The 24,999-nt window shown below is 51.2% G+C and carries 19 protein-coding genes, 4 tRNA genes, 3 rRNA genes and 1 pseudogene; 13 read left to right on the forward strand and 14 right to left on the reverse strand.

Annotated elements, in window-relative coordinates:
- The first annotated feature begins 194 nt into the window (after nt 1-194).
- The 7 genes from H3L98_RS02430 (at nt 195) to aroG (ending at nt 7,862) form a co-directional block, all read left to right on the forward strand.
- Nucleotides 195-1,043: a GNAT family N-acetyltransferase gene (locus H3L98_RS02430; protein ID WP_027022106.1), complete on the forward strand. Its 849-nt coding sequence runs from the start codon at nt 195-197 to the stop codon at nt 1,041-1,043.
- 344 nt (nt 1,044-1,387) lie between these two features.
- Nucleotides 1,388-2,928: ribosomal RNA gene (locus H3L98_RS02435) — 16S ribosomal RNA — on the forward strand.
- A 64-nt stretch (nt 2,929-2,992) separates the two neighbouring features.
- Nucleotides 2,993-3,069: transfer RNA gene (locus tag H3L98_RS02440), tRNA-Ile, on the forward strand.
- 42 nt (nt 3,070-3,111) lie between these two features.
- A tRNA-Ala gene (locus H3L98_RS02445) sits at nt 3,112-3,187 on the forward strand.
- A 328-nt stretch (nt 3,188-3,515) separates the two neighbouring features.
- Nucleotides 3,516-6,401, forward strand: a 23S ribosomal RNA gene (locus H3L98_RS02450).
- Between the two features lie 74 nt (nt 6,402-6,475).
- Nucleotides 6,476-6,588 (forward strand): 5S ribosomal RNA (gene rrf / locus H3L98_RS02455).
- The 16S, 23S and 5S rRNA genes sit together here with 2 tRNA genes alongside, the layout of an rRNA operon.
- 224 nt (nt 6,589-6,812) lie before the next feature.
- Nucleotides 6,813-7,862, forward strand: a complete 1,050-nt coding sequence (gene aroG, locus H3L98_RS02460) for a 3-deoxy-7-phosphoheptulonate synthase AroG (RefSeq protein WP_027022326.1) — start codon at nt 6,813-6,815, stop codon at nt 7,860-7,862.
- A gap of 163 nt (nt 7,863-8,025) precedes the next feature.
- On the opposite strand, the gene H3L98_RS02465 is transcribed toward aroG, so the two are convergent.
- A complete protein-coding gene (locus H3L98_RS02465) occupies nt 8,026-8,892 on the reverse strand; it encodes a pirin family protein (RefSeq protein ID WP_027022325.1) in 867 nt (288 codons plus the stop codon).
- Between the two features lie 15 nt (nt 8,893-8,907).
- A complete protein-coding gene (locus tag H3L98_RS02470; protein WP_027022324.1) occupies nt 8,908-9,135 on the reverse strand; it encodes a DUF896 domain-containing protein in 228 nt (75 codons plus the stop codon).
- Nucleotides 9,136-9,227: 92 nt separating this feature from the next.
- Between H3L98_RS02470 and H3L98_RS10885 the strand changes: the two are divergent.
- Nucleotides 9,228-9,572: pseudogene (locus H3L98_RS10885) on the forward strand (winged helix-turn-helix transcriptional regulator); the annotation flags it as partial.
- A 147-nt stretch (nt 9,573-9,719) separates the two neighbouring features.
- Here the strand turns inward: H3L98_RS10885 and H3L98_RS02480 are convergent.
- From H3L98_RS02480 to rarD, 3 genes are read right to left on the reverse strand one after another with little or no spacing between them, the layout of a single operon-like run.
- Complete coding sequence (locus H3L98_RS02480) at nt 9,720-10,586, reverse strand: metal ABC transporter permease (RefSeq protein ID WP_027022323.1); 867 nt, start codon at nt 10,584-10,586, stop codon at nt 9,720-9,722.
- 3 nt (nt 10,587-10,589) lie between these two features.
- A complete protein-coding gene (locus H3L98_RS02485; protein WP_027022322.1) occupies nt 10,590-10,955 on the reverse strand; it encodes a hypothetical protein in 366 nt (121 codons plus the stop codon).
- 15 nt (nt 10,956-10,970) lie between these two features.
- Nucleotides 10,971-11,858 carry an EamA family transporter RarD gene (rarD, locus tag H3L98_RS02490; protein WP_034333705.1) on the reverse strand — a complete coding sequence of 296 codons (888 nt, stop codon included), beginning with the start codon at nt 11,856-11,858 and terminating at the stop codon, nt 10,971-10,973.
- Between the two features lie 155 nt (nt 11,859-12,013).
- On the opposite strand from rarD, the gene H3L98_RS02495 reads away from it, so the two are divergent.
- Complete coding sequence (locus H3L98_RS02495; protein WP_027022320.1) at nt 12,014-12,478, forward strand: Lrp/AsnC family transcriptional regulator; 465 nt, start codon at nt 12,014-12,016, stop codon at nt 12,476-12,478.
- On the opposite strand, the gene H3L98_RS02500 is transcribed toward H3L98_RS02495, so the two are convergent.
- The 5 genes from H3L98_RS02500 to H3L98_RS02520 all read right to left on the reverse strand — a co-directional run bounded on the left by H3L98_RS02500 (nt 12,468) and on the right by H3L98_RS02520 (nt 18,576).
- Nucleotides 12,468-13,796 carry an MATE family Na+-driven efflux transporter gene (locus H3L98_RS02500; protein WP_027022319.1) on the reverse strand — a complete coding sequence of 443 codons (1,329 nt, stop codon included), beginning with the start codon at nt 13,794-13,796 and terminating at the stop codon, nt 12,468-12,470. The two genes, H3L98_RS02495 and H3L98_RS02500, sit on opposite strands and share 11 nt — an antisense overlap.
- Nucleotides 13,797-13,823: 27 nt before the next feature.
- Complete coding sequence (locus H3L98_RS02505; RefSeq protein ID WP_027022318.1) at nt 13,824-14,228, reverse strand: pyrimidine dimer DNA glycosylase/endonuclease V; 405 nt, start codon at nt 14,226-14,228, stop codon at nt 13,824-13,826.
- Nucleotides 14,225-14,959, reverse strand: a complete 735-nt coding sequence (locus tag H3L98_RS02510; protein ID WP_182078445.1) for a metal ABC transporter ATP-binding protein — start codon at nt 14,957-14,959, stop codon at nt 14,225-14,227. Before H3L98_RS02510 ends, H3L98_RS02505 begins: the two co-directional genes overlap by 4 nt.
- Nucleotides 14,960-15,167: 208 nt before the next feature.
- The gene (locus tag H3L98_RS02515; RefSeq protein WP_084481900.1) at nt 15,168-18,140 is read right to left on the reverse strand and encodes a DUF2339 domain-containing protein; all 2,973 of its coding nucleotides are present in this window, start codon (nt 18,138-18,140) and stop codon (nt 15,168-15,170) included.
- 22 nt (nt 18,141-18,162) lie between these two features.
- Nucleotides 18,163-18,576 carry a rhodanese-like domain-containing protein gene (locus H3L98_RS02520; RefSeq protein ID WP_027022315.1) on the reverse strand — a complete coding sequence of 138 codons (414 nt, stop codon included), beginning with the start codon at nt 18,574-18,576 and terminating at the stop codon, nt 18,163-18,165.
- A 195-nt stretch (nt 18,577-18,771) separates the two neighbouring features.
- On the opposite strand from H3L98_RS02520, the gene glyA reads away from it, so the two are divergent.
- Both glyA and H3L98_RS02530 read left to right on the forward strand, forming a co-directional pair.
- Nucleotides 18,772-20,022 carry a serine hydroxymethyltransferase gene (gene glyA, locus H3L98_RS02525; RefSeq protein WP_027022314.1) on the forward strand — a complete coding sequence of 417 codons (1,251 nt, stop codon included), beginning with the start codon at nt 18,772-18,774 and terminating at the stop codon, nt 20,020-20,022.
- A gap of 133 nt (nt 20,023-20,155) precedes the next feature.
- A tRNA-Leu gene (locus H3L98_RS02530) sits at nt 20,156-20,240 on the forward strand.
- Nucleotides 20,241-20,308: 68 nt separating this feature from the next.
- On the opposite strand, the gene H3L98_RS02535 is transcribed toward H3L98_RS02530, so the two are convergent.
- The 4 genes from H3L98_RS02535 to H3L98_RS02550 form a co-directional block, all read right to left on the reverse strand.
- Complete coding sequence (locus H3L98_RS02535) at nt 20,309-20,785, reverse strand: hypothetical protein (protein WP_027022313.1); 477 nt, start codon at nt 20,783-20,785, stop codon at nt 20,309-20,311.
- A 69-nt stretch (nt 20,786-20,854) separates the two neighbouring features.
- Entirely contained in the window at nt 20,855-22,624 is a 1,770-nt protein-coding gene (locus H3L98_RS02540) for a sodium:solute symporter family protein (RefSeq protein ID WP_027022312.1), read from the reverse strand.
- A gap of 4 nt (nt 22,625-22,628) precedes the next feature.
- The gene (locus H3L98_RS02545) at nt 22,629-22,895 is read right to left on the reverse strand and encodes a DUF4212 domain-containing protein (RefSeq protein ID WP_027022311.1); all 267 of its coding nucleotides are present in this window, start codon (nt 22,893-22,895) and stop codon (nt 22,629-22,631) included.
- 161 nt (nt 22,896-23,056) lie between these two features.
- Nucleotides 23,057-23,857 (reverse strand): endonuclease/exonuclease/phosphatase family protein, encoded by an 801-nt coding sequence (locus tag H3L98_RS02550; protein ID WP_246327831.1) that lies wholly within the window; start codon nt 23,855-23,857, stop codon nt 23,057-23,059.
- 62 nt (nt 23,858-23,919) lie between these two features.
- Here H3L98_RS02550 and H3L98_RS02555 point away from each other — a divergent pair, with 62 nt between their 5' ends.
- Together H3L98_RS02555 and H3L98_RS02560 are read left to right on the forward strand one after the other, a co-directional pair.
- On the forward strand, nt 23,920-24,894 hold the full coding sequence (locus H3L98_RS02555; RefSeq protein ID WP_027022309.1) for a polyprenyl synthetase family protein: 975 nt from the start codon (nt 23,920-23,922) through the stop codon (nt 24,892-24,894).
- Nucleotides 24,895-24,900: 6 nt separating this feature from the next.
- Nucleotides 24,901-24,972, forward strand: a tRNA-Arg gene (locus H3L98_RS02560).
- Nucleotides 24,973-24,999 lie beyond the last annotated feature (27 nt).

A 24,999-nucleotide genomic window follows, 5' to 3' on the forward strand; every position in this document is an offset into this window, starting at 1 on the left:
AGGCAAAAATCCGCGCAAGGTTGGACACCTTGCAAGGATTTTTAACGCGGCAGACGCGGGTTTATATCAAAAATACCGCCGCATAAGTAAAATAGGGACACGCCCTAACTATACCCCGCCCAAACGGGGCTTTCAAGCCGATTGGCGCATCGGTTATAATTCGGTTGTTATTCATTGTATTTCGGTATTCGGCTATGTTGGTCTGCAATCCAGAAGAAATCATCATCCACGGCACCACGGGCAAAGGCAAAGTATTCCGCCCCAGCGATTGGGCCGAACGTTTGTGCGGTATTCTGTCGTCCTTTAATAAAGACAACCGCCTGTCCTACCATGAATGGGTGCGTCCCGTGCTGCTGGACAAAATCCGCTGCGTTGCCATCGCGCCCAAGCTGGAAGAAATCAATCCGAGCATGTACCGTTTTCTGATGGACTTTGCTGCCGACAACAACCTGCGCGTTTTGCGTTACAGCGAACTGCTGGCAGAAGCAGGTATCACACCCGAAACCCCCGCAGCCCATGTGCCTGCCGATGTGGCGTGTGTTGCCACCGTGCTCACCGAAAACGAAAAAGCCGCCGCACCCGAAGGCGTGGTTTCCGCCGTATTGCGCGAAATCCCCCCACATGAAACCGCCGCCGCATTCGCCGCACTCAGCGTATTGCGTCCCAAATTAAAAGACATTAACGGCTTTGTTGAGCAAATCAACAAGATTCAGCGTCCGCAAGGCTACCGTCTGCTTGGTATTTTTGAAGACGGGCGCAGCAATGCCGTTGCCGTATGCGGTTTTCACGAAGAAACCAATCTCGTCAGCGGCACGCACATTCATATTGACGACCTCGTTACCGTCCCCCAATACCGCAAACACGGCTACGGCACCCGCCTGTTGGAAGAAGTCCAACGCATTGCCCGCGCCCACGGCGTTACCCAAATCCACATTGACAGCAATGTTGGCGGCGAGCGTACTACCGCTCACCGCATCTATTTTCAGCACGGATTTGAAATCAACGCCTACCATTTTGTGTGTGAACTGGACAACCACAAATAAAAAAACAGGCGGTTTGTCCCCGCAAACCGCCCAAACGTATCTTTCCCGCCACAATTTTTTGCAACAAAATACTGTTAATAAATAATGGTGTATAAAATTTCCTGCAATTTTTTGTGTTCTGATGCTTGCCAAGATTTAGCAAAGTGCGTATAGTTCGGTTTTTCGCTGCTGCAGCACTGGTTTTTAAGTTGTGGCGGTGATTTTTATTGCTCTTTAACAGTTGATTACCGATAAGTGCGGATATTTGTCCGCACTGCCAAGATTGACGAGTACACAGTAACGTTTGTTTGTTGTGTTTCTTGTTGGTTTTTTTGAGCAGACCAGAAGTTATTAAGTTAGAGATTGAACATAAGAGTTTGATCCTGGCTCAGATTGAACGCTGGCGGCATGCTTTACACATGCAAGTCGAACGGCAGCGGGGAAGTGCTTGCACTTCTGCCGGCGAGTGGCGAACGGGTGAGTAATGCATTGGAACGTACCGGGTAATGGGGGATAACTTGCCGAAAGGTAAGCTAATACCGCATACGCTTTAAGAAGGAAAGCGGGGGATCGTTTGACCTCGCGTTATCCGAGCGGCCAATGTCTGATTAGGTAGTTGGTGGGGTAAAAGCCTACCAAGCCGACGATCAGTAGCGGGTCTGAGAGGATGATCCGCCACACTGGGACTGAGACACGGCCCAGACTCCTACGGGAGGCAGCAGTGGGGAATTTTGGACAATGGGCGCAAGCCTGATCCAGCCATGCCGCGTGTCTGAAGAAGGCCTTCGGGTTGTAAAGGACTTTTGTCGGGGAAGAAAAAGTTGTGGCTAATACCCATGACTGATGACGGTACCCGAAGAATAAGCACCGGCTAACTACGTGCCAGCAGCCGCGGTAATACGTAGGGTGCGAGCGTTAATCGGAATTACTGGGCGTAAAGCGGGCGCAGACGGTTATTTAAGCAGGATGTGAAATCCCCGGGCTCAACCTGGGAACTGCGTTCTGAACTGGATAGCTAGAGTGTGTCAGAGGGGGGTAGAATTCCACGTGTAGCAGTGAAATGCGTAGAGATGTGGAGGAATACCGATGGCGAAGGCAGCCCCCTGGGATAACACTGACGTTCATGCCCGAAAGCGTGGGTAGCAAACAGGATTAGATACCCTGGTAGTCCACGCCCTAAACGATGTCAATTAGCTGTTGGGGTGCTTGACACCTTAGTAGCGTAGCTAACGCGTGAAATTGACCGCCTGGGGAGTACGGTCGCAAGATTAAAACTCAAAGGAATTGACGGGGACCCGCACAAGCGGTGGATGATGTGGATTAATTCGATGCAACGCGAAGAACCTTACCTGGTCTTGACATGTACGGAAGAGCGTAGAGATATGCTTGTGCCTTCGGGAACCGTAACACAGGTGCTGCATGGCTGTCGTCAGCTCGTGTCGTGAGATGTTGGGTTAAGTCCCGCAACGAGCGCAACCCTTGTCATCAGTTGCCATCATTAAGTTGGGCACTCTGATGAGACTGCCGGTGACAAACCGGAGGAAGGTGGGGATGACGTCAAGTCCTCATGGCCCTTATGACCAGGGCTTCACACGTCATACAATGGTCGGTACAGAGGGTAGCCAAGCCGCGAGGCGGAGCCAATCCCAGAAAACCGATCGTAGTCCGGATTGCACTCTGCAACTCGAGTGCATGAAGTCGGAATCGCTAGTAATCGCAGGTCAGCATACTGCGGTGAATACGTTCCCGGGTCTTGTACACACCGCCCGTCACACCATGGGAGTGGGGGATACCAGAATTGGGTAGGGTAACCGAAAGGAGCCCGCTTAACACGGTATGCTTCATGACTGGGGTGAAGTCGTAACAAGGTAGCCGTAGGGGAACCTGCGGCTGGATCACCTCCTTTCTAGAGAAAGCGGTCAAGTATCCGCACTTATCGGTAATCATGTTAGATGCAAGAAAAAGACCTTGGGTTTGTAGCTCAGCTGGTTAGAGCACACGCTTGATAAGCGTGGGGTCGGAGGTTCAAGTCCTCCCAGACCCACCAAACTGCTTAAAGCCGTTTGAAAGACCCAAACTGAAGAATACTGGGGGCATAGCTCAGTTGGTAGAGCACCTGCTTTGCAAGCAGGGGGTCATCGGTTCGATCCCGTTTGCCTCCACCAAATATCAGGTATTTCATCAGATATTAAATAAAGCTTTTGCAAATAAAAGCGGATTAAGGTAAAATAGTCTGTTTTTATTTGCAAAAATAATTGCATCGCTCTTTAACAAATCGGAAGCCGAAATCAACAAACAAAGACAATGTTGGTTGTAAATATAAATATATTTCAACCACAGTAATTTGGGTGATGATTGTATCAATTGTTCCTGAACACAAAAGGCAGGAACAATTCACAACAAAGCAGTAAACTGTATCAAAGTAAGGTATCTGAAGTTTGTTCTGGTCGTCAACGCCAAACAAACGAAGTCAACAGGTACTTCAAATGATAGAGTCAAGTAAATAAGTGCATCAGGTGGATGCCTTGGCGATGATAGGCGATGAAGGACGTGTAAGCCTGCGAAAAGCGCGGAGAAGCTGGCAATAAAGCAATGATACCGCGATGTCCGAATGGGGAAACCCACACACTTTAGTGTGTATCACAGAGTGAATACATAGCTCTGCTGAAGCGAACCCGGAGAACTGAACCATCTAAGTACCCGGAGGAAAAGAAATCAACCGAGATTCCGTAAGTAGTGGCGAGCGAACACGGAAAAGCCTGTGCGTAATAATGGCAGTGTTAGGAAAAGGACTTGGAAACGTCCGCCATAGTGGGTGATAGCCCCGTATCCGAAAACACTATCATGGTACTAAGCGCACGAAAAGTAAGGCGGGACACGTGAAATCCTGTCCGAAGACGGGGGGACCATCCTCCAAGGCTAAATACTCATCATCGACCGATAGTGAACCAGTACCGTGAGGGAAAGGCGAAAAGAACCCCGGGAGGGGAGTGAAATAGAACCTGAAACCTGATGCATACAAACAGTGGGAGCCCTGTATAGGGTGACTGCGTACCTTTTGTATAATGGGTCAACGACTTACATTCAGTAGCGAGCTTAACCGAGTAGGGGAGGCGCAGGGAAACCGAGTCTTAATAGGGCGAACAGTTGCTGGGTGTAGACCCGAAACCGAGTGATCTATCCATGGCCAGGATGAAGGTGCGGTAACACGCACTGGAGGTCCGAACCCACGCATGTTGCAAAATGCGGGGATGAGCTGTGGATAGGGGTGAAAGGCTAAACAAACTCGGAGATAGCTGGTTCTCCCCGAAAACTATTTAGGTAGTGCCTCATGTATCACTTCCGGGGGTAAAGCACTGTTATGGCTAGGGGGTCATTGCGACTTACCAACCCATGGCAAACTAAGAATACCGGAAAGTGCAATCATGGGAGACAGACAGCGGGTGCTAACGTCCGTTGTCAAGAGGGAAACAACCCAGACCGCCGGCTAAGGTCCCAAATGACAGATTAAGTGGTAAACGAAGTGGGAAGGCACAGACAGCCAGGATGTTGGCTTAGAAGCAGCCATCATTTAAAGAAAGCGTAATAGCTCACTGGTCGAGTCTTCCTGCGCGGAAGATGTAACGGGGCTCAAATCTGTAACCGAAGCCGCGGATGCTAGTTTACTAGCATGGTAGGGGAGCGTTCTGTAAGCCTGTGAAGGCAGCTTGTAAAGGCTGCTGGAGGTATCAGAAGTGCGAATGTTGACATGAGTAGCGATAAAGCGGGTGAAAAGCCCGCTCGCCGAAAGCCCAAGGTTTCCTACGCAACGTTCATCGGCGTAGGGTGAGTCGGCCCCTAAGGCGAGGCAGAAATGCGTAGCCGATGGGAAACGGGTTAATATTCCCGTACTTTGATTCAATGCGATGTGGGGACGGAGAAGGTTATGCTGGCAGACTGTTGGAATAGTCTGTTTAAGCTGGTAGGCAGAGGAAGTAGGCAAATCCGCTTCCTTAATGCCGAGACGTGATGACGAGCAACCACGGTTGCGAAGCAGCAAATACCACGCTTCCAGGAAAAGCCACTAAGCTTCAGTTGAATCAGAACCGTACCGCAAACCGACACAGGTGGGCAGGATGAGAATTCTAAGGCGCTTGAGAGAACTCGGGAGAAGGAACTCGGCAAATTGATACCGTAACTTCGGGAGAAGGTATGCCCTTTTAGGTGAAGGACTCGCTCCGTAAGCCAAAGAGGGCCGCAGAGAATAGGTGGCTGCGACTGTTTATTAAAAACACAGCACTCTGCTAACACGAAAGTGGACGTATAGGGTGTGACGCCTGCCCGGTGCTGGAAGGTTAATTGAAGATGTGCAAGCATCGGATCGAAGCCCCAGTAAACGGCGGCCGTAACTATAACGGTCCTAAGGTAGCGAAATTCCTTGTCGGGTAAGTTCCGACCCGCACGAATGGCGTAACGATGGCCACACTGTCTCCTCCCGAGACTCAGCGAAGTTGAAATGGTTGTGAAGATGCAATCTCCCCGCTGCTAGACGGAAAGACCCCGTGAACCTTTACTGCAGCTTTGCATTGGACTTTGAAGTCACTTGTGTAGGATAGGTGGGAGGCTATGAAACAGAAACGCCAGTTTCTGCGGAGCCGCCCTTGAAATACCACCCTGGTGGCTTTGAGGTTCTAACCCAGATCCGTCATCCGGATCGGGGACCGTGCATGGTAGGCAGTTTGACTGGGGCGGTCTCCTCCCAAAGTGTAACGGAGGAGTTCGAAGGTTACCTAGGTCCGGTCGGAAATCGGACTCATAGTGCAATGGCATAAGGTAGCTTAACTGCAAGACCCACAAGTCGAGCAGGTGCGAAAGCAGGACATAGTGATCCGGTGGTTCTGTATGGAAGGGCCATCGCTCAACGGATAAAAGGTACTCCGGGGATAACAGGCTGATTCCGCCCAAGAGTTCATATCGACGGCGGAGTTTGGCACCTCGATGTCGGCTCATCACATCCTGGGGCTGTAGTCGGTCCCAAGGGTATGGCTGTTCGCCATTTAAAGTGGTACGTGAGCTGGGTTTAAAACGTCGTGAGACAGTTTGGTCCCTATCTGCAGTGGGCGTTGGAAGTTTGACGGGGGCTGCTCCTAGTACGAGAGGACCGGAGTGGACGAACCTCTGGTGTACCGGTTGTGACGCCAGTCGCATCGCCGGGTAGCTAAGTTCGGAAGGGATAAGCGCTGAAAGCATCTAAGCGCGAAACCCGCCTGAAGATGAGACTTCCCTTGTGGCTTGACCACATTAAAGGGTCGTTCGAGACCAGAACGTCGATAGGCAGGGTGTGGAAGCACAGCAATGTGTGGAGCTAACCTGTACTAATTGCCCGTAAGGCTTGACTCTATCATTTGAAGTACTTAATCAGTTTACTGAAATACATCATTACCCAACAGCGGCTTCCGATTTATCCTTTTATGTTTGGCGGCAACAGCGCTGCGGTACCACCCCTTCCCTTCCCGAACAGGACCGTGAAACGCAGCTGCGCCGATGATAGTACGGATCCCCGTGCGAAAGTAGGGCACCGCCAAACTACCTATACTCAAATCCCCCGCTTAATAGCGGGGGATTTTTTATAATATTTTAATTTAAAATGAATTGAAATAATATTTTAATTTTTAGTCAATAATGCTCATTTATATGCTATAAAATTAAGTTAAAGTGAAATAAACGCAATTATATTTCAATTTATGTCAAAAAATCCTTGTCAAGAATGTGGGGAAAGGTTAATCTTGAGTTTTTGATAAGGACACAATAATGAACCACTTACATACGACAGATGATGTACGCATTCACGCATTGGCAGAACTGTTGCCGCCGATTGCCCACTTATACGAATTGCCGATTAGCGAACAGGCAACCGATTTGGTGTTAAAAACCCGTGCGGAAATTGCCAAATTATTAAAAGGCGAAGATAAACGCTTATTGGTGATTATCGGACCGTGTTCCATTCACGACCCCAAAGCAGCATTGGAATATGCACAGAAGTTATTGGTATTGCGCGAAAAATATGCCAAAGAGCTGTTGATTGTGATGCGGGTATATTTTGAAAAACCGCGTACCACTGTAGGTTGGAAAGGTTTGATTAACGACCCGCATTTAGATGGTTCGTTTGATATTAATTTTGGTTTGCGTCAGGCGCGTAAATTATTATTGGATTTGAATAATCTGGGTATGCCTGCTTCTACCGAGTTTTTGGACATGATTACGCCGCAGTATTATGCGGATTTGATTTCGTGGGGGGCGATTGGGGCGCGGACAACCGAAAGCCAAGTTCACCGTGAGTTGGCAAGTGGTTTGTCTTGCCCCGTGGGCTTTAAAAACGGTACGGACGGCAATTTGAAAATCGCCATTGATGCCATTGGTGCGGCTTCGCATCCGCATCACTTTTTATCGGTAACCAAAACAGGGCATTCTGCCATTGTGCATACAGCGGGCAATCCTGATTGCCATGTGATTTTGCGTGGCGGCAAAGAGCCCAATTACAGCAGTGAGCATGTGCAAGCAGCGGCAGCGGCTTTGAATAAAGCAGGCGTAACGCCTAAACTGATGGTGGATTGCAGCCATGCCAACAGTAATAAAGACCATACCCGTCAGATGATTGTCGCAGAAGATGTGGCGCAACAGCTGCGCAGCGGCGAAGACAATATTATGGGTGTGATGGTGGAAAGCCATTTGCAGGCTGGGCGGCAAGATAAGCCTGAAGTGTATGGTAAGAGCATTACCGATGCCTGTATTGGTTGGGACGATACCGAAAAATTGTTGGCGGTATTGGCGGAAGCAAATGCGGGACGTGTATATAGTTGATTAAAATCGCAACGATAAGGCGTTGTTAACGCCCTTATGGACTGTTGGTACACGGCGGGCGTTGTCGCTTTGTCTCGTTTTTATTTTTATCAATTATAAAATCAGCCAAATGATAAAAAGCCGTTTTTCCAAAATATTTAAGGAAAAACGGCTTTATTGTGGTTTAAGCAATCGCGCCAAAACGTTCAGAACGGAAATCATCCATCGCTTGCAGGATTTCTGTTTCGGTGTTCATCACAAACGGTCCGTAAGCGGCGACAGGCTCGTTAATCGGTACGCCTGACAGCAGCAGGATTTTGGCGTTTTCTGCGCCTGCTTGCAGGGTAAAGGCTTCGCCTTGTTGCTCAAAACGTACCAATTCACCTGCACGGGCTTTTTGTTCGCTGTTGATGCTGACTTCGCCGCGCAATACCACCAACAGCAAATTGTGGCTGACGGGAATGGATAATTCGGCTTGCTGGGTGGCGTTCAAATCCATGTCCCATACGTTCATTTCGGTAAAGGTTTCCGCTGCGCCTTGGGTATTTTGGTATTCGCCGGCAATCAGGCGTATTGTGCCTGCTTGCGCGGGCAGGGCGATAACGGGAATGTTTTCTTTTGCCAGATGCTGGTAACGGGCAGGCGCGGATTTGTGTTTGGCAGGCAGGTTTACCCACAGCTGCACCATTTCAAATGTGCCGCCGTTACGCGAAAAATGCTCGGAATGGAATTCTTGGTGAATAATGCCGTTGCCTGCGGTCATCCACTGTACATCGCCTGTGCCGATAACGCCACCGCCGCCTGTGGAATCGCGGTGTTCCACTTCGCCTTGATAGGCGATGGTAACGGCTTCAAAGCCTTTGTGTGGGTGTGCGCCCACGCCGCGTTCCAGTCCGTCAGCGGGAAAATCTTTGGGGGCTGCGTAATCCAGCATCAAAAACGGGTCGCTGCCGCGGTCTTCATCCATATGGGAAAACAGGGGTTGTACCAAAAAGCCGTTGCCTACCCAGTGCTGGCTGTTGGCGCGGTAAATCTGTTGTACGTTTCTCATGTTTATTTCCTTAATTTAAATTAGATTATTGGCTTGTGCATAACGCAGCTTGGCAGGGGTAACGTCGTTGCCTTCGCTGTCTATAACGGTAAGCACGGATAAGGTGCCACGAAATTGGGCGCGGATTTGTGCCAGATAGCTTTGGCGCAATTGCTCGCGTTCGTGCTGCTCTGCGGTGCTTAAAGGGGTGGTTTTGGCTTTTTGTGCCAATTGGTTAATACGGTCAAGTTCGGCGATACGCATATTTTTTCCTTGTGTGAATCGTTACCGCTATTATATGGTGTATAATTATTTTTGCAAGTACATACATTTTTGATACTGTAAAGGACGAAAGCATGAGCGAACCCGTTGAGAATCAGGAACACCTTTGCCCCGTTAATACCACTTTGGCGGTAATGGGTGGAAAATGGAAACCGTTGATTTTGTATTATTTAAACGGAAATACGCGCCGTTTTAACGAATTGAACCGTTTGATTCCCGCCGTAACCCAGCGGGTGCTGACCATGCAGTTGCGCGAATTGGAAAACGATGGGATTGTGTTGCGCAAGGTGTATGCGCAAGTGCCGCCGAAAGTGGAATATTCGCTGACGGCGTTTGGCGAAACGCTGATGCCGGTGGTGGCGGCGATGCACGCGTGGGGCAGGGCGTATGCGGACGAATGCAGCCGTGTTAAAAGCCAAACCGAAGCGGCGGTTTTGGCGGCTGCGGCGGCAAAAGAGCCTTCTGTACGTTTGTCCGATGCGGGCAGTTTGGCGCAAATGATGGCTTTGATGGGGGCGGAAGCAGGCGGACAGCCGCGTTCTGTGGGGAAATAGCTGCAGCGGGATTTAGGGCTTGCGGTGTTTGCGGCGCAGCAGTTTGACCAATACGCCGCTTTGTGCGCCAAACAGCACCGAAAACAAATAAAATCCACCGCAGAATAAAATAATGGCAGGTCCTGACGGGATATTGACGTAATAGGAAAACAATAATCCCGCTGCACCGCATACCAAGGCAATGGCTGCGGCAACTGCCATCATTGCCCCGATGCGGCGCACCCACAAACGCGCCGTTACCGCCGGCAGCATCATCAATCCCACCGACATCAGCGTACCCAAAGCCTGAAAGCCTGCTACCAAATTCATTACCACCAGCACCAAAAACGCCACATGCCACGCGCCGCCGTGTCCGTTTACCGCGCGTAAAAAAGTGGGGTCTATGCTTTCCAGCAGTAAGGGACGGTACATTACCGCCAATGCCAGCAGTGTGGCAGTGGATACCGATGCCATCAGCAACAGTGAGGTTTCATCTACCGCCAGCACCGAACCAAACAGCAAATGCAGCAGTTCTACGCTGTTGCCGCCAATACTGACCAAAGTTACACCCACCGCCAAGCTGCTTAAATAAAACGCAGCAAAATTGGCATCTTCTTTCACTTCGGTAAAACGGCTGGCTAATCCTGCCAACAATGCCATCAGCATGCCCGCCACAAAGCCGCCGATGCCCATCGCAGGCAAACTCAAACCCGCCACCATATAGCCCGCAGCCGCCCCCGGCAGCACGGCATGACTGAGTGCATCGCCAATCAGGCTCATGCGCCGCATCACCAAAAATACGCCTACAGGCGCGGCAGACAATGCCAAAATCAGTACCGAAGCCAAGGCGGTACGCATAAAAGCGAATTCGGAAAAAGGTTGGATAAGCAGTTCGTACATGGTTTAAGGCTTTTGTGATTCGTAATGTTGCAGCAGCGATTCGGCGCGGTGGCGGTTGGCAGCGCAATAACCTTGGTTTTCCGTTTGGGCTTGGGCGGCTGCCACGCTGACTTCTATATGTGCATCGGGAATATGTTTCAGGCAGCTTTGCCGTTTAAATAAAGTTTCGCCCGCAAAATAGCTTTCGCTGTCGTAACGCGCCGCATCGGCATGGTTTTCCGCGACACAGGCGCTGCGGTAGGCACTTAAAAAAGAAGCATCGTCCAACAAAGTTTGGCAGGACGAAACGGCAGGTGTAGAAGGCGCGGCACAAGCACCCAACAGCATCAGCAGGGAAGACAAGGAAAGAATGTTTAATTTACTCGTCATATCACATTAAATATATTAAGAATTTTTACAAACAGGCTGGTATCCGCGCCGCCACGCCCCCCATACCGCCAAACACACGCCCAGCCAAATTAAACCGTAAGCAGGCAGCATCTGCGCCTGTACCGCTTCCTGCAAATACAGCACCGCCAACACCAGCAGCAACACAGGTTTCAAATAATTCATCATACCAAATAATGCCACAGGCAACTGCAAACCTGCCTGTAAATTGCACTGCATCGCCCATACGCTGAACACGCCCAAAGACAGCACCGCTGCCGCCAATACGGGACGCGCCGTTATCAGTGCCAAGCTGTCGGATGCGGTAAGCAGATACCAGCCGACACAGGGCGCAATCAACAGCAAATCCACCGTCAAACCCACCACCGCAGGCACACGCTGCTGCCGCCGTATCAGGTAGTAAGCAGGATAAGTGAACGCAATCCACGCGGTACTCCACGCAAACGCGCCTGTCCGCAGCAATTCCCACAGCACGCCTGCCGTGGCACACGCCACCGCCGCTGCCTGCCAACTGTCCCAGCGTTCGCCCAAAAACAACCTGCCCGCCACAATCATTATTAGGGGAAACAGAAAATACCCCATTGCCACATTCAGTCCGTGTCCGTTGGCAGGCGCCCACATAAACAGCCAAAACTGGCTGGCTAAAATCGGTGTGGGCAACACCAGCAGCAGCCATACTTTCCATCCGCGTATTTTAGCCAATTGACGCAACAGCATGGGTCTTTGTCCCGTTACCGTCAGCCACAGCAGCATCACCGCTGCCATCGCCACCATCCGCCACGCAAAAACATCTGTGCCGTTTAACGGTTGCAGCCACACGCCGTATAAAAAAATCACACCGAATAAAATATTGGCAAAAACCGCCAACGCCATACCGTACCACATGGGTTTGTTCCTGATAAAAAACCAAATTGTACGCAGGCTACCTGAACGGTTTTTCCGCTTTTCGGCACAAGATGCAAATATTTTGCAAAATATTAGGCTTCGTGCAAAATAATACCGTTTCACGCTGTTCCGATTTTCTTCTCTTTTTCTTCCCTATGAACCTTTACCCTTTAGACGCGCTTGACCGCCGCATATTAAACCTGCTGCAAGACAATGCCGATATGCCCTTAAAAGATTTGGCGGAACAATGCCATGCTTCCGCTGCCACCTGCCAACGCCGTTTGGCGCGTTTGAAACAAAATGGTATGGTGAAATCGGTTGCCTTGGTGTCGCCGCAAGCAGCAGGCTGCGAAATCAGCGTGTTTGTGCAAATTCAGTTGGAACATCAAGACCATCTGATTCAAGGTGCGTTTGAAGCAGCGGTGCGCCGCGAACCCGAAGTGGCAGGTTGTTATGAAATATCGGGCGATTATGATTTTATGCTGCTGGTGCATTGCCGCGACATGCACGCCTACCACCGTTTTACCCGCCGTGTATTGGGGGCAGACAACCGAGTTCGCACGTTTAAAAGTTTATTTATTATGAATTTTGTTAAGGCGGAAACCAAAATTAAACTTTAGGCGCAAAACACACTTCCTGCCAACGCATACCGCGTTGGCGTAATGCTTTGGCATACAGGTACATCGTAGGCAGCATATCCAGCACCATACCGATGCCGAATATCAAACTGATGGTCTGCAAAGACATGGACACCATTCCTGCCTGATACAGCACAAATACCACCCCGTAATACACCACATCAATACAAACAGACTGATACAGCATATAGCGTGTCAAACCCAAGCCCTTCAGCGTGGCATCCAACACCGCATAATTAAAAATAAACACACAATAAAATCCCGTTTGCAGCAGCATGACCGACAATACGGTATCGGCTTCGCGCACCTGCAAAGCATGGCTTAAAAACGGCTGCCACAGGGGAATGGACAACAGCCACAGCAAAACAAATACGGTTGCCAAACCCAAATAACTGCGGGTGCGGAGGCGGATATTGTCGGCATCGGCAGCCACATCGCGTTTAACCACTTCCGATAATGCCAAGGCAGGCACCAGTAATACGCCCCAAATCACGCTGTTTGCCACCCAATACACGCCCTGATTACCGATTTGGTTGACCATTGCCAAAATCATCACGGCAAAAACCACATTGCGTATCAGGGATTCCAAACCTGAAAATGCGCCCAAGGCAAACCAATGTTTTAACCATGCGCCGTCCCAGCGGATACCGTGTCGGCGTATCCAATCCAACAGGCGGATACGGTATGCCAGCCATACGGTCAGCAGCGTATTGACGGCGAGATTGGACAGGGCAATGCCGTTTACGCCCAATTGCAGGGAAAAACGGTTATCGGCAATCAAAAATACGTCTGCCAACAGCAATAAAGCCGTTTTGCATACGGAAAAAACCATCATTTGCCGATATTGCCCCGTTACCGCCAAATACACAATCAGGTATTCGCCTGCCACTGCACCCATTAATGCCAATGATTCCAAACGGATGTACTCGCTTGTCTGCCCGATAAGCTGCGGACTGATACCGGTGTGCGGCAGCAGGGCATCTGCAAACGTCCACACCCCCGCTGCCAACAGCAAATAAACGGCAAACACCACCATCAAACCGTTGGCAGCGGTATTTAAAAATGTTTCCCGTCCCGTTTGGCGGGCAGTGGCAAGCATAAAAAACAGGGGAATTAAAAAGGCTTCTTGCAGGATTTCATAAACAATATTCAGCCATTGGATTTGGCTGGCAATATTAAAACCCCATTCATTAGGCAGATTGCCGATAAAGTGCAGGCGTACCAAGTTTAAAACAGACGGAATCAGCAACAGCAGTACAAATGCCGTCCACAATTTAAAATCAAAATTTATTTTACCCATCAGTTGTTTGGCTTTCTGATTGTGCGGTTATGCGGTATGGCTTGCTTGTTGGTTTTGATGGGCGGTAAAACGTGCTTTCTGCGGCATACGCTCGGCAATACGGGCGCGGTTAGCGGCTAATGCGGCGACAGTGGGGACGTAGTCCTGCCACAGCGCGGCATCTTCAGGCAGCGTGTCGGGCCAACGGTTTTGCACATTAAAACCACGCGCCAAACATTCCTGATGCAGCAAAGCATAACGGTTTTTTAGAAACAACAGTCGGTTAAAGAAAAAACGTACATGCCCTTCGCCCAGCTTGTAGTCTTCGGGCTGCCCGTTTAAATGAAAACGCCCTTTGGCAACGGCATTGGGAATGCGCGTTAATTCACGGTGTTCTGCCAACAGGTGTTGGTCGCACAGTTCGGACGGTGGCACAAGGTTGATTCGGGTCATAAGGCGCACCATTCTTCCGTTTCGCTTGCCTGTGCCAAGGCATTGGCACGGCGCAACAAATCTTCACAAAGGATGTCATCGGTTTGCCCCGCTGCCACTTTTTCGCGGGCAATCAGGAAGGTATGCGGAAAATAGGCGCGGACTTGTTCGTAATCGTGCAAAACGGCAATAATGGCACGTCCGTTTTGGTGTTCCTGCTGCAATACGTCTAACAGGGCATAGGTGGTTTTGGCATCTACGGCGTTAAACGGTTCGTCTAACAGCAAAAATTGGGCGTTTTGTACCAGCATACGCGCTAACAGCACGCGTTGGAATTGTCCGTTAGACAAATCGCCTATCATGCGTTGGGCAAAATCGTTCATGTTTACCCGTGTTAAGGCAGCGTGAACACGCTCGCGCTGTGTGGGGGTAATGCTGCCGAAAAAGCCTGTTTCATACCATAAGCCCAATGCTGCCAGTTCAAATACGCTCATGGGCTGGCTGCGGTCTATATCGGACTGTTGGGGCAGATAGGCGATGTCGGCGCGGGAAAGCCCGTGCCAGTGTACGGCACCTGTATTGCAGCGCAGCAGGCGCATCATGGCTTTGAGCAGGGTGGATTTGCCTGCGCCGTTGGGTCCGAACACGGCATACATACAGCCTGCGTCAAAACGCATATCCACATGATGCACGGCGGGACGGCTGCGGTAGCTGACGGTTAGGTTTTCAACTTGGATGGCGGGGGTATTCATGCGGCGGACGCCCAAAAATAAACGCCCCAAATCAGGGCAATGGCACACAGGGCAAGCAGCAGACGTTGCCACACGCCCGCCAGCAGCAGGGAATAAGGCATTTGGCGTTGGGTAAAAATGAAAGGGGGTTATTGTATAACATTTTAGGCGGGGATAACACAAAGGGCAGTTTGAAAGGGGTTCAAACTGCCCTGTTGGTTGATGTGATTTAGTCTTCGTCTTCGGTGGAATGCGGCGGCGGTACGGGCGCGAACCAGCCCACAGCCACCATCATCAGTCCCACCACGATAAACGAAACAATGCGGGCGATGCCGCCGCTGTCGGCGAGTTCCACAAAAAACAGTTTTGCCACCACCACGCCCAACAAAACTGCGCCTGCCTGCCAGCGCAAGCGGTGGGCGCTACGGTTGCCCCACACCATCAGGGCGATACCCATTGTTGTCCACGCCACCGACAACGCCGCTTGCAGGGCAAACGATGCCAGCAAGTCGGGCAAATTCCATACCACGCCGCCGAAAAAGTGTCCGTTGCGTAACACTTCGGCACTGAGTGCGTACCACATTGCCACGCCCATGCACCATTGTGGCAGGCGCGTGTGGCGCAGCGCAATCCAGCACATCAGCGCACTCAATACAAACACGGGATTAAGCAGCGGCAAATACGGCACGGGCGCAGTGGGGGTAGCGGTGTTGGCATAAAACAGCCACATGGCGGATAAAGCGGTGAATATCAGCGTACCCACTTGGCTGTAGATTTCGCCGTTGTGGCGCAGCCAACGTGCCAAATCCGTGCCGTAACCTGCGGATAAGTACAATCCCGCAGCGGCATATAGCCCCATTGCACTGATTTGCCAATCGCTATTGGCGGTGGTTTCGGCAATAAACATCCCCCACAGCCAAACAAACAACACCAAACCCAAGCCGTGGATTTCGGTGGCAGCGCGTTGTTTTTGGGCGTGTAAAATCCAGCCGTGTAACATGGTGGCTGCCAGCAGGGGCAGGACGCTGTGTTGATACATCAGCCATAAAACCGTAAAGACAATGGGGAAAACAAGGGTAATTTTCATGCCTTGCCGCCATTTCAGGTACACGGCTGCCGCCAACCAAACGGCAAACCACAGCACCGTTGCCCACACATCGGGCAACAAACGTATCAGGGCATACCAGCCAAAGGCAAAAGACATCAGTAATGCCCACCATGCCACGCCTGCGCCGAATTCTGAACGGTATTGTTTATGCAGGACAAAGGCAGTGGCAGCAAGCGGAACGGCAGCCGTCAGCATCATCCATGCCGTTAAATCGCCAAAACGTGCAGCCATAATCAGGCACAGCAGCAGACACAACAGCAAACCGATGGCAGTCAGCACTTCTGCCATCACGCCCAATCTGCGGCGCAGCACTGCCCACAGTAGGGGCAAGCATGCCGATACGGGCAAAGCCCAAGTTACAGGCAACAACATCAAGGGCAGCAACATCAAGTGTATGCCTGCCAGCCCGAACCACGCAGTACGTCCGCGCCGTTCCCAATCGGCAGGGGTATCATGGCGCCGCCATGCCCACACGGCGGCAGCGCTTGCCAAAATCCACAATACGCCCCAGCTGTCGCCCATCAGCAGAATATCGGTGTGTTCGCTAACATTGCTGCTGTTGTAGCTGCCGAACTGCATTAAGGTTGCCATCATGCCTACCGCCAATGCGCCCATACGCAGCCACGGTTGGCGCAGACGTGTGCCGCTGCCGTACACCAGCGCGGCTTCTATGGTCCACAATGCCGTTGTCCATTCTCCATCAAACGCCAAAGGAATACTGAGCGTGGCAAAACCCGCTGCCAACAGGGAAAACGCCGTTTGCAGGCTGTGGGATTGCCGTTGGGCAAACCATGCCGCCAACGCATACGCCACAGCAAAGCCGAATGCTGACACCGCTGCTCCGTAAGGCATATCCGCCACCATACGGTATTGCAGTGAAAACGCGGTTAAGGCAGTGGCGCACAGCAAGGCAACATCTACTTTACCGATTTGCATACCGTAGCGGGCAGCGTGTTGCCACAAAGTCTGCCAATCCGCATCGTTGTCGGGCGCAGGAATATCATCGTGTTGGTTGTGCAGGGCAAAACGCCACACCACCAGCGTATAAAGCAGTGTGTGATACAGCAAAAACGGTTCGGTGGTGGCGAAATGTTCGCGTGTATAAGCCTGTGCGCCCCATACCGCGCCAATTAAAAACGTACCCGCAAAACCCATCAGGTTGAGCGAACGCCACGATTTAAACCAAGCAATCAGCGCAATGCCTGTGTTGAGCAAAGCCAAATAGGCAAACAAAAGTATATGGTTGCCGCTGCCGTCTGATACCAATACGGGCGCAGCCATACCGCCCGCCACCGCAATATGCGCCAACGCCAAAGCATCACGGCGCACCGCCAAAGCCGCCATTGCCATCACGGTAATACTCATCAGCATTAAAGCGACAGGCGCAGGCAGCAGCTGATGCAGTTTTAATGCTGCCAACACGGTTAAATACAGCACCGCCATACCGAAACCCTGCACCGCCAAACCGTAGGCACGGCGTTTGTGCGCCAGCTTTCCGCCCAACCACACCGCTGCCATGCCCGTGGCAGCCACGCCCAAATAACGCATTTCAATCGGAAAATGAACGTGTTCCGCCGCCAACCGCAATAAAAACGCCAAACCCAAAAACAACAACGCCATACCTGTTTTTAACAAAGGATTACCGCGCCAAAACCATGCCCAAACAAGATTGGGGGCAGGTTCTGACGCGGTAGTGCGGGGAACGGAAGACGGTACGCGCTTGGGGGCTTCCGGTGGTGGCGGCGGCGGGGCAATGGCGGGTTCTGTCCGTTTGATGCGGAAGCGCGGGGCATCGTTACTGCTGTTTGCTGGTGTGGCGGCGGCGACCGTTTCAGGCAGCGGTGGCGCGATTTCTGCTTTAACCGTTTTCGGCGGTGCAGCTTCTACCGCAGCGGGCGCAACCGCCGTTTCAGGCGGTTTGGGCGTAAGCGTTTCGGCTGTTGGCGCGGACACAGACGGCACGCCCTGCCGATGCAATAATTTTTCCACATGGCGCAAGCGTTTTTCCACCGCTTCTAAACGCTGGCGCATCTGGCTAACGTCAAACAACAGGTAACATAGCCCCAATATCAGCATCAAGATAATGATAGCCATAACACATTGTCCTTAATCGGATTTATTTTTTCTTCAGGTCGTCATACGCGCCCAAATTGCTTAAGTTTTTATAACCCATTCCTTGCAGGGTTTCCAAAGCCACACCCGAACGGCGACCGCTGCGGCAGTAAAGTTGGATTTCGGCATTTGGGTCTTTAGTAAAACGGGCGATTTGCTCGGCGATTTGGTCGTGGGGGATATTGACTGCGCCGTCCAAATGCCCTGCGGCGAATTCTTCGGGCGAGCGCACGTCAATCAGTAAAACCTGTTTGGGGGCAACAGCAGATGCGGCATCGCTTACCGCAGCAGATGCGGCGGGTGCGGAAGCCGATGATGCGGCTGGTGTGACAGGTGTAGAAGCTGGGGGTTGAGTTTGCGCTGCATTACCGCAAGCAGCAGCAAACAAGGTAAAAGTGAGACACAAAAAGCGTTTCATCGGATTGGTCCTTGATGGCGGTTAAACGGATTTTGATTATTGCCAAAGCCCTGCGCGGCTGTCCAGCTGTTTTCAGTAAAATTGCGCACAAAACGGGTAAAGTGTTTCGGATTTGTTGTCAGATTAGGTTAAAATGCCGCTGCCGCGCGTTGTGCCGCTGCGGTTTTTTTCTGAACCTGTTTAGGATTTGTGCTTATGTTCTCCAAAAGCGTTACCATTGAAAAATACGACCTCGAACTCGCCGCCGCCATCGCCGCCGAAGTGGTGCGCCAGCAAGACCACATTGAACTGATTGCCTCTGAAAACTATGTCAGCTGCGCCGTGATGGAAGCCCAAGGCAGCCAATTAACCAATAAATACGCCGAAGGCTATCCTGCCAAACGTTATTACGGCGGTTGTGAACACGTTGATGTGGCGGAACAGCTTGCCATTGACCGCGTGAAAAAACTGTTTGGCGCAGAATACGCCAATGTGCAGCCGCATTCAGGCAGCCAAGCCAATCAAGCCGTGTATGCTGCTGTGTTGAAACCGGGCGACACCATTCTCGGCATGAGTTTGGCGCACGGCGGACACCTGACCCACGGTGCGTCTGTGAATATTTCTGGCAAGCTGTACAACGCCATTACTTACGGTTTGGACGAAAACGAAGTGTTGGACTATGCCGAAGTGGAACGTTTGGCATTGGAACACAAACCGAAAATGATTGTGGCGGGTGCATCTGCCTATGCGCTGGAAATTGATTGGGCGCGTTTCCGCGAAATTGCCGACAAAGTGGGCGCGTATCTGTTTGTGGATATGGCGCACTATGCAGGCTTGGTGGCAGGTGGCGAATACCCCAACCCCGTTCCCCACGCCGATTTTGTCACCACCACCACCCACAAAACCCTGCGCGGTCCGCGCGGCGGCGTGATTTTGTGCCGCGATACCACCCACGAAAAAGCCTTAAATTCCAGCATTTTCCCCAGCCTGCAAGGTGGGCCGCTGATGCACGTGATTGCTGCCAAAGCCGTTGCGTTTAAAGAAGCGCTTGAGCCTGAATTCAAAACCTATGCCAAACAAGTGAAAACCAATGCCGCAGCCATGGCGGAAGAATTGGTAAAACGCGGTTTGCGCATTATTTCGGGTCGTACCGAAAGCCATGTTTTCTTGGTGGATTTACGCGCCAAACAGATTACGGGCAAAGCCGCTGAAGAAGCCTTGGGCAAAGCGCACATCACCATCAACAAAAACGCCATTCCCAACGACCCCGAAAAACCGTTTGTAACCAGTGGTATCCGTGTCGGTACGGCAGCGATTACCACACGCGGTTTTAACGAAGCCGATTCGCGCGTGTTGGCAAACTTGGTGGCAGACGTATTGGAAGCCCCCGAAGATGCCGCCGTTTTGGCGCAAGTGGCGGAAAAAGTAAAAGCCCTGTGCGATAAATATCCTGTTTACGGCGCGTAAAACCACGCCCGTGCTTACCGCCGCCGATGTATTCGGCGGCTTTTTTATTAAAAATTTTAATATTTTATAAAAAAGTTTTACGCAGCGTTTGACAGCAGAAAAAAAATCCGTATAATAGCAAGCTTCAACACCAGCCCAGGTGGCGAAATTGGTAGACGCAGGGGACTCAAAATCCCCCACCGAAAGGTGTGTCGGTTCGAGTCCGACCCTGGGCACCAAACTCAAAAAACAGCCTTTTCAGGCTGTTTTTTACATTTCAAGCGGCTGGATTATATCCAGCCTATTTTTATTCCGTTTTTCCTGTGCAAACTGCTTCACGCAAACGCCCGTCAAACTGCCAAGTATATTTGCCCGACACATCGGTATAATGCCCTGTGGTGCAGTTTACCCGCACACTTTGCACTTTTGCGCTCATGCGCCGTTCAAAAAAATACAGGTTTACACGGCGCGATTCGTTTTCCACCACCATGTTTTGCGTATCGGCAGCCACAAACTGCAAAACCTGCGGCACGGCATACGACCAAGGTTTATACCATGCGCGTGCAGGCACTTCTGCCACCACCCGCGCACCTTGCGGCAGTTGGGCGCGGGTATGGGCAAACCAAGTGTATTCGCTGTAAACCTGAAATCCCAACATCCCCAAACCCGCCGCTGCAGGCAAAGCCCATTTGGGCATACGTCCGCGCAACAGCGTTTTGGCGATTAATACCACACCTGCCGCGCCCAAACCTGCAAACAGGGTGGCTAAAAATTCCCACAGCATTGTTCTTTCCTTGTCTGTAATACCAAAAGCGGCACGATGATAAACGTGCCGCTTTTTCAAATCAATCCATTAGTGGTCAATGGCTTTGCCTGCACCGTGCGGGAAACGCACGCTTTCCACCAAGTCCTGAACGTCTTGCGGCGGGGCTTTACCCAAATGCGATACCACAAACGCCACGGCAAAGTTGATGATGGCACCCACTGTACCGAAAGACAGCGGCGAAATACCAAACAGCCAGTTTTCAGGTTTGTTTTCAAAGGTATTGGTATCGGGGATAAAGAACCAGCCCAAATACAGGAAGATATACACACAAGTGGAAAGCAAACCTGCCAGCATGCCCGCAATCGCACCTTTGTCGTTGATGCGTTTTGAGAAAATACCCATCATCAGCACGGGGAACAGCGAAGCGGCGGCGATACCGAATGCCAGTGCAACCACTTGCGCGGCAAACCCCGGCGGGTTAATGCCCAACCATGTTGCCACCACGATGGCAACCGTCATTGACACACGCGCTGCCAGCAGTTCGCCTTTTTCGCTGATATCGGGTTTGAGGGTTTTCTTAATCAAATCGTGCGACACGGCGGAAGAAATTGCCAACAACAAGCCTGCTGCGGTAGAAAGTGCTGCTGCCAAACCACCTGCGGCAATCAAGCCGATTACCCAGCTGGGCAAATTGGCGATTTCGGGGTTGGCCAATACCAAAATATCGTTGTTAACGGTCAGTTCATTGCCTTTCCAGCCGCGTTCGGTGGCGGTGGCTTCAAACTGTTCGTTTTTGTCGTTGTAATATTGGATTTTGCCGTCACCGTTTTTGTCTTCAAACTTCAGCAAACCTGTGGTTTCCCAGTTTTTCATCCATTCGGGGCGTTGTTCGTAGTCCAAAGCGGGCTGGTTTGTGCCTGCGGGGTAAATGGTGTTCACCAGATTCATACGCGCCATTGAACCGACTGCGGGTGCAGTGGTGTAGAGCAGGGCGATAAACACCAATGCCCAACCTGCGGAAGTACGCGCATCAGACACTTTGGGAACGGTAAAGAAACGGATAATCACATGGGGCAAACCCGCTGTACCAATCATCAGCGACATGGTAAACAACAGCATATTCAGCTTGTTGGGTTCGTCTGCGGTAAAGGCTTTAAAGCCCAAATCGGTAATTAAGCCGTTAAGTTTGTGCAACAGCGGTTCGCCTGAAGCGTTTTCGTTGCCAAACATACCCAAAGGTGGCAGCGGATTGCCTGTCAGGTTAAACGAAATAAACACGGCGGGAATGGTGTAGGCAATAATCAGCACCACATATTGCGCCACTTGGGTGTAGGTAATGCCTTTCATGCCACCCAATACCGCGTAAAACAGCACCACCACGGCGGCAATCAGCAAACCTGTGGTATTGCTCACTTCCAAAAAGCGTGAAAACGCCACGCCTGCACCTGTCATTTGTCCGATAACGTAGGTGGTGGACGCGGTAATCAAACACGCCACCGCCACCAAACGCGCGGTACGGCTGTAAAAACGGTCGCCAATAAAATCAGGCACGGTAAATTTGCCGAATTTACGCAGATAGGGTGCCAGCAGCAATGCCAGCAACACATAACCGCCCGTCCAGCCCATCAGGTAGGCAGAAGCGGGATAACCGCTCATGGCGATAATGCCCGCCATGGAAATAAACGAAGCGGCACTCATCCAGTCGGCGGCGGTTGCCATGCCGTTGAGTACGGGATGCACGCCCCCGCCTGCCACATAAAATTCTTTGGTAGAACCCGCGCGTGCCCAAATCGCAATGCCGAAATACAGCGCAAACGACGCACCCACAAACACCAAGTTAATCCAAAATTGGCTCATGATATCACTCCTCTTTTACGCCAAACTGTTCGTCCAGTTTGTTCATGCGCCATGAGTAATAAAAAATAATGGCGATAAACACCAAAATCGAGCCTTGTTGGGCAAACCAAAAGCCCAAATCGGCACCGCCCACGCTAATACCCATCAACATCGGGCGCAGCAAAATGGCGGCAAAGTGCGAGCAAAGCGCCCATACGGTCAGGCAGATAAAGATAATGCGTAAATTTGCCTTCCAGTAGCCTGAAGCATCATGTTTTTTTTCTACGGACATGTTTCATCTCCTGATGAAAGGTGGTGAAAACGGGAAATACCCCCGCTGTGTTCCTGCCGATACGCTTGAACGTATCAACAATGAAAATCAGGATAACACAACCTTACAAAACGTCCGCTTGGATTTGATGCCGTATCGGCAGATGTGATGCCCCTTATCGTTTAAACCGATTTGTCAGCGGACAGGCTTAATTGCGCGGAAACGGGTAAATGGTCAGACGCGCAAAAGGTTTCTGTTTGCCCTTGTCCATGCAAGCCTTTTAAAAAGATGTGGTCCAGCGTTTTGCGCGGTTGCCAACTGGGATAGGTGGGCGCAGGCGCAGCCACGCGGATAAAACCTGCCCGTTCCAATACTTTGGCTGCTGCGGCATCGGGTAAAAAGTTAAAATCTCCGCATAAACAAACCTTTTCATATTTCGCCAGTGCATCAACAATATGTTGCGCCTGATGGATTTGGTCTTGCCTTCCCAAGCTGAAATGGGCGTTTGCCACCACCATTTCGCCCCAAGGTGTGTCTGCTGCCGCTGCCAGCCAACCACGCCCTTTAATCCGCGAAGGCAGGCTTTCGCTAACCAGCAGACGCAGTGGAAAATGGCTTAACATCATGTTGCCGTGGCGCGACAATTTGCCGACCACACGGTTGGTTTGGTGCAGGCTGTGGGCAAACGCAGACGCTTCAGCCAGTAGGTTTGCCTGACAGCAAAAACCGCTGCGCAAACCGCCCAAATCAATTTCTTGCAAACACACCACGTCAAACGCTGCAATATAATCGGCAATCCGTGCCAAAGTGTCGTGTTTTGCCCGCGCAGGCAAGACCTGACGGTGCAGGCGCGACACATAACGCCAATAGCTGTCTGTACCGATGGCAGCCTGAATGTTGTAACTGAGAATACGCATCAACCCATACGCCAAAGCTGCTTGGCGTTTCCATAAAAAAACCTTGGGCGAATATTGCGCCCACACATGGAAACCGTCAATCCAAACTGCTATAATCGCCGCTTTTCATTTTGCCAAAAATCTTGCCCATGCTGCGCCAACTGCCTTATTTTCAACAAAATCTGCAAAATGATTTGCACCGCGTGGACGCGGTGGTCAATCGCGCCGTGCAGTCGGAAGTGGCGCTGATTTCGCAAATCGGCAACTACATCATCAGTGCTGGCGGTAAACGCTTGCGCCCGATTATCACCATTTTGTCGGGCAAATCGCTTGGTTGCGACACCGACCAACTTTATTCGCTGGCGGCGATGGTGGAATTTATCCACACTTCCACGCTGCTGCATGATGATGTGGTAGATGAAAGCGAATTGCGGCGCGGACGTGCCACCGCCAATAATTTGTTTGGTAACGCCGCTGCCGTGTTGGTGGGCGATTTTCTCTATACCCGTGCTTTTCAATTGATGGTGGGTTCGGGCAGTTTGAAAATTCTGGACATTATGGCGGAAGCCACCAACATTATTGCCGAAGGAGAAGTGATGCAGCTGATGAATATCGGCAATACCGATATCAGCGAAGAACAATATTTGCGCGTGATTCAATACAAAACCGCCAAGCTGTTTGAAGCGGCGGCGCAAGTGGGCGCGGTATTGGCAGGCGCGTCGCCCGAACACGAACAAGCCTTAAAAGATTACGGCATGTATGTGGGCACGGCATTTCAAATTATTGATGATGTGTTGGATTATTCGGGCAGCGCCGAACAAATCGGCAAAAATGTCGGCGATGATTTGGCAGAAGGCAAACCCACGCTGCCGCTGATTTATCTGATGCGTCAAGGCAGTGCCGAAGCCGCCGCCGAAGTGCGCGATGCCCTGCAAAACGCCGACCGCAGCCGTTTTGAAGCCATTTACCGCCATGTCAGCCAATCCGATGCCTTAAACTATTGCACCAAACAGGCACAAAATGCCGTTGCCCGCGCCTGTGCCTGTTTGGACAAGCTGCCCGACAATGAAACGGTGCAGGCAATGCGCGATTTGGCGCAACATTCGGTGGCGCGTATCAGTTGAGTTTTTCCCGCCGTAGTTCAATGGATAGAACGTATGCCTCCTAAGCGTAAAATACAGGTTCGATTCCTGTCGGCGGGGTTGGGTGATAAAAATGCCGTTTTCCAG

Origin of the sequence: Conchiformibius steedae (assembly GCF_014054725.1) — a bacterium.
Lineage (GTDB): Bacteria > Pseudomonadota > Gammaproteobacteria > Burkholderiales > Neisseriaceae > Conchiformibius > Conchiformibius steedae.

Coding starts and splice junctions, on each gene's coding strand:
- H3L98_RS02500 (WP_027022319.1), bottom strand. CDS start 13,796: ATGGGTAAAATAAATTTTGATTTTAAATTGTGGACGGCATTTGTACTG.
- H3L98_RS02495 (WP_027022320.1), top strand. CDS start 12,014: ATGAACCTTTACCCTTTAGACGCGCTTGACCGCCGCATATTAAACCTG.
- H3L98_RS02540 (WP_027022312.1), bottom strand. CDS start 22,624: ATGAGCCAATTTTGGATTAACTTGGTGTTTGTGGGTGCGTCGTTTGCG.
- rarD (WP_034333705.1), bottom strand. CDS start 11,858: ATGTGGTACGGTATGGCGTTGGCGGTTTTTGCCAATATTTTATTCGGT.
- H3L98_RS02465 (WP_027022325.1), bottom strand. CDS start 8,892: ATGAGAAACGTACAACAGATTTACCGCGCCAACAGCCAGCACTGGGTA.
- H3L98_RS02535 (WP_027022313.1), bottom strand. CDS start 20,785: ATGCTGTGGGAATTTTTAGCCACCCTGTTTGCAGGTTTGGGCGCGGCA.
- H3L98_RS02545 (WP_027022311.1), bottom strand. CDS start 22,895: ATGTCCGTAGAAAAAAAACATGATGCTTCAGGCTACTGGAAGGCAAAT.
- aroG (WP_027022326.1), top strand. CDS start 6,813: ATGAACCACTTACATACGACAGATGATGTACGCATTCACGCATTGGCA.
- H3L98_RS02485 (WP_027022322.1), bottom strand. CDS start 10,955: ATGACGAGTAAATTAAACATTCTTTCCTTGTCTTCCCTGCTGATGCTG.
- H3L98_RS02505 (WP_027022318.1), bottom strand. CDS start 14,228: ATGACCCGAATCAACCTTGTGCCACCGTCCGAACTGTGCGACCAACAC.
- H3L98_RS02510 (WP_182078445.1), bottom strand. CDS start 14,959: ATGAATACCCCCGCCATCCAAGTTGAAAACCTAACCGTCAGCTACCGC.
- glyA (WP_027022314.1), top strand. CDS start 18,772: ATGTTCTCCAAAAGCGTTACCATTGAAAAATACGACCTCGAACTCGCC.
- H3L98_RS02430 (WP_027022106.1), top strand. CDS start 195: ATGTTGGTCTGCAATCCAGAAGAAATCATCATCCACGGCACCACGGGC.
- H3L98_RS02515 (WP_084481900.1), bottom strand. CDS start 18,140: ATGGCTATCATTATCTTGATGCTGATATTGGGGCTATGTTACCTGTTG.
- H3L98_RS02470 (WP_027022324.1), bottom strand. CDS start 9,135: ATGCGTATCGCCGAACTTGACCGTATTAACCAATTGGCACAAAAAGCC.
- H3L98_RS02520 (WP_027022315.1), bottom strand. CDS start 18,576: ATGAAACGCTTTTTGTGTCTCACTTTTACCTTGTTTGCTGCTGCTTGC.
- H3L98_RS02555 (WP_027022309.1), top strand. CDS start 23,920: ATGCTGCGCCAACTGCCTTATTTTCAACAAAATCTGCAAAATGATTTG.
- H3L98_RS02480 (WP_027022323.1), bottom strand. CDS start 10,586: ATGTACGAACTGCTTATCCAACCTTTTTCCGAATTCGCTTTTATGCGT.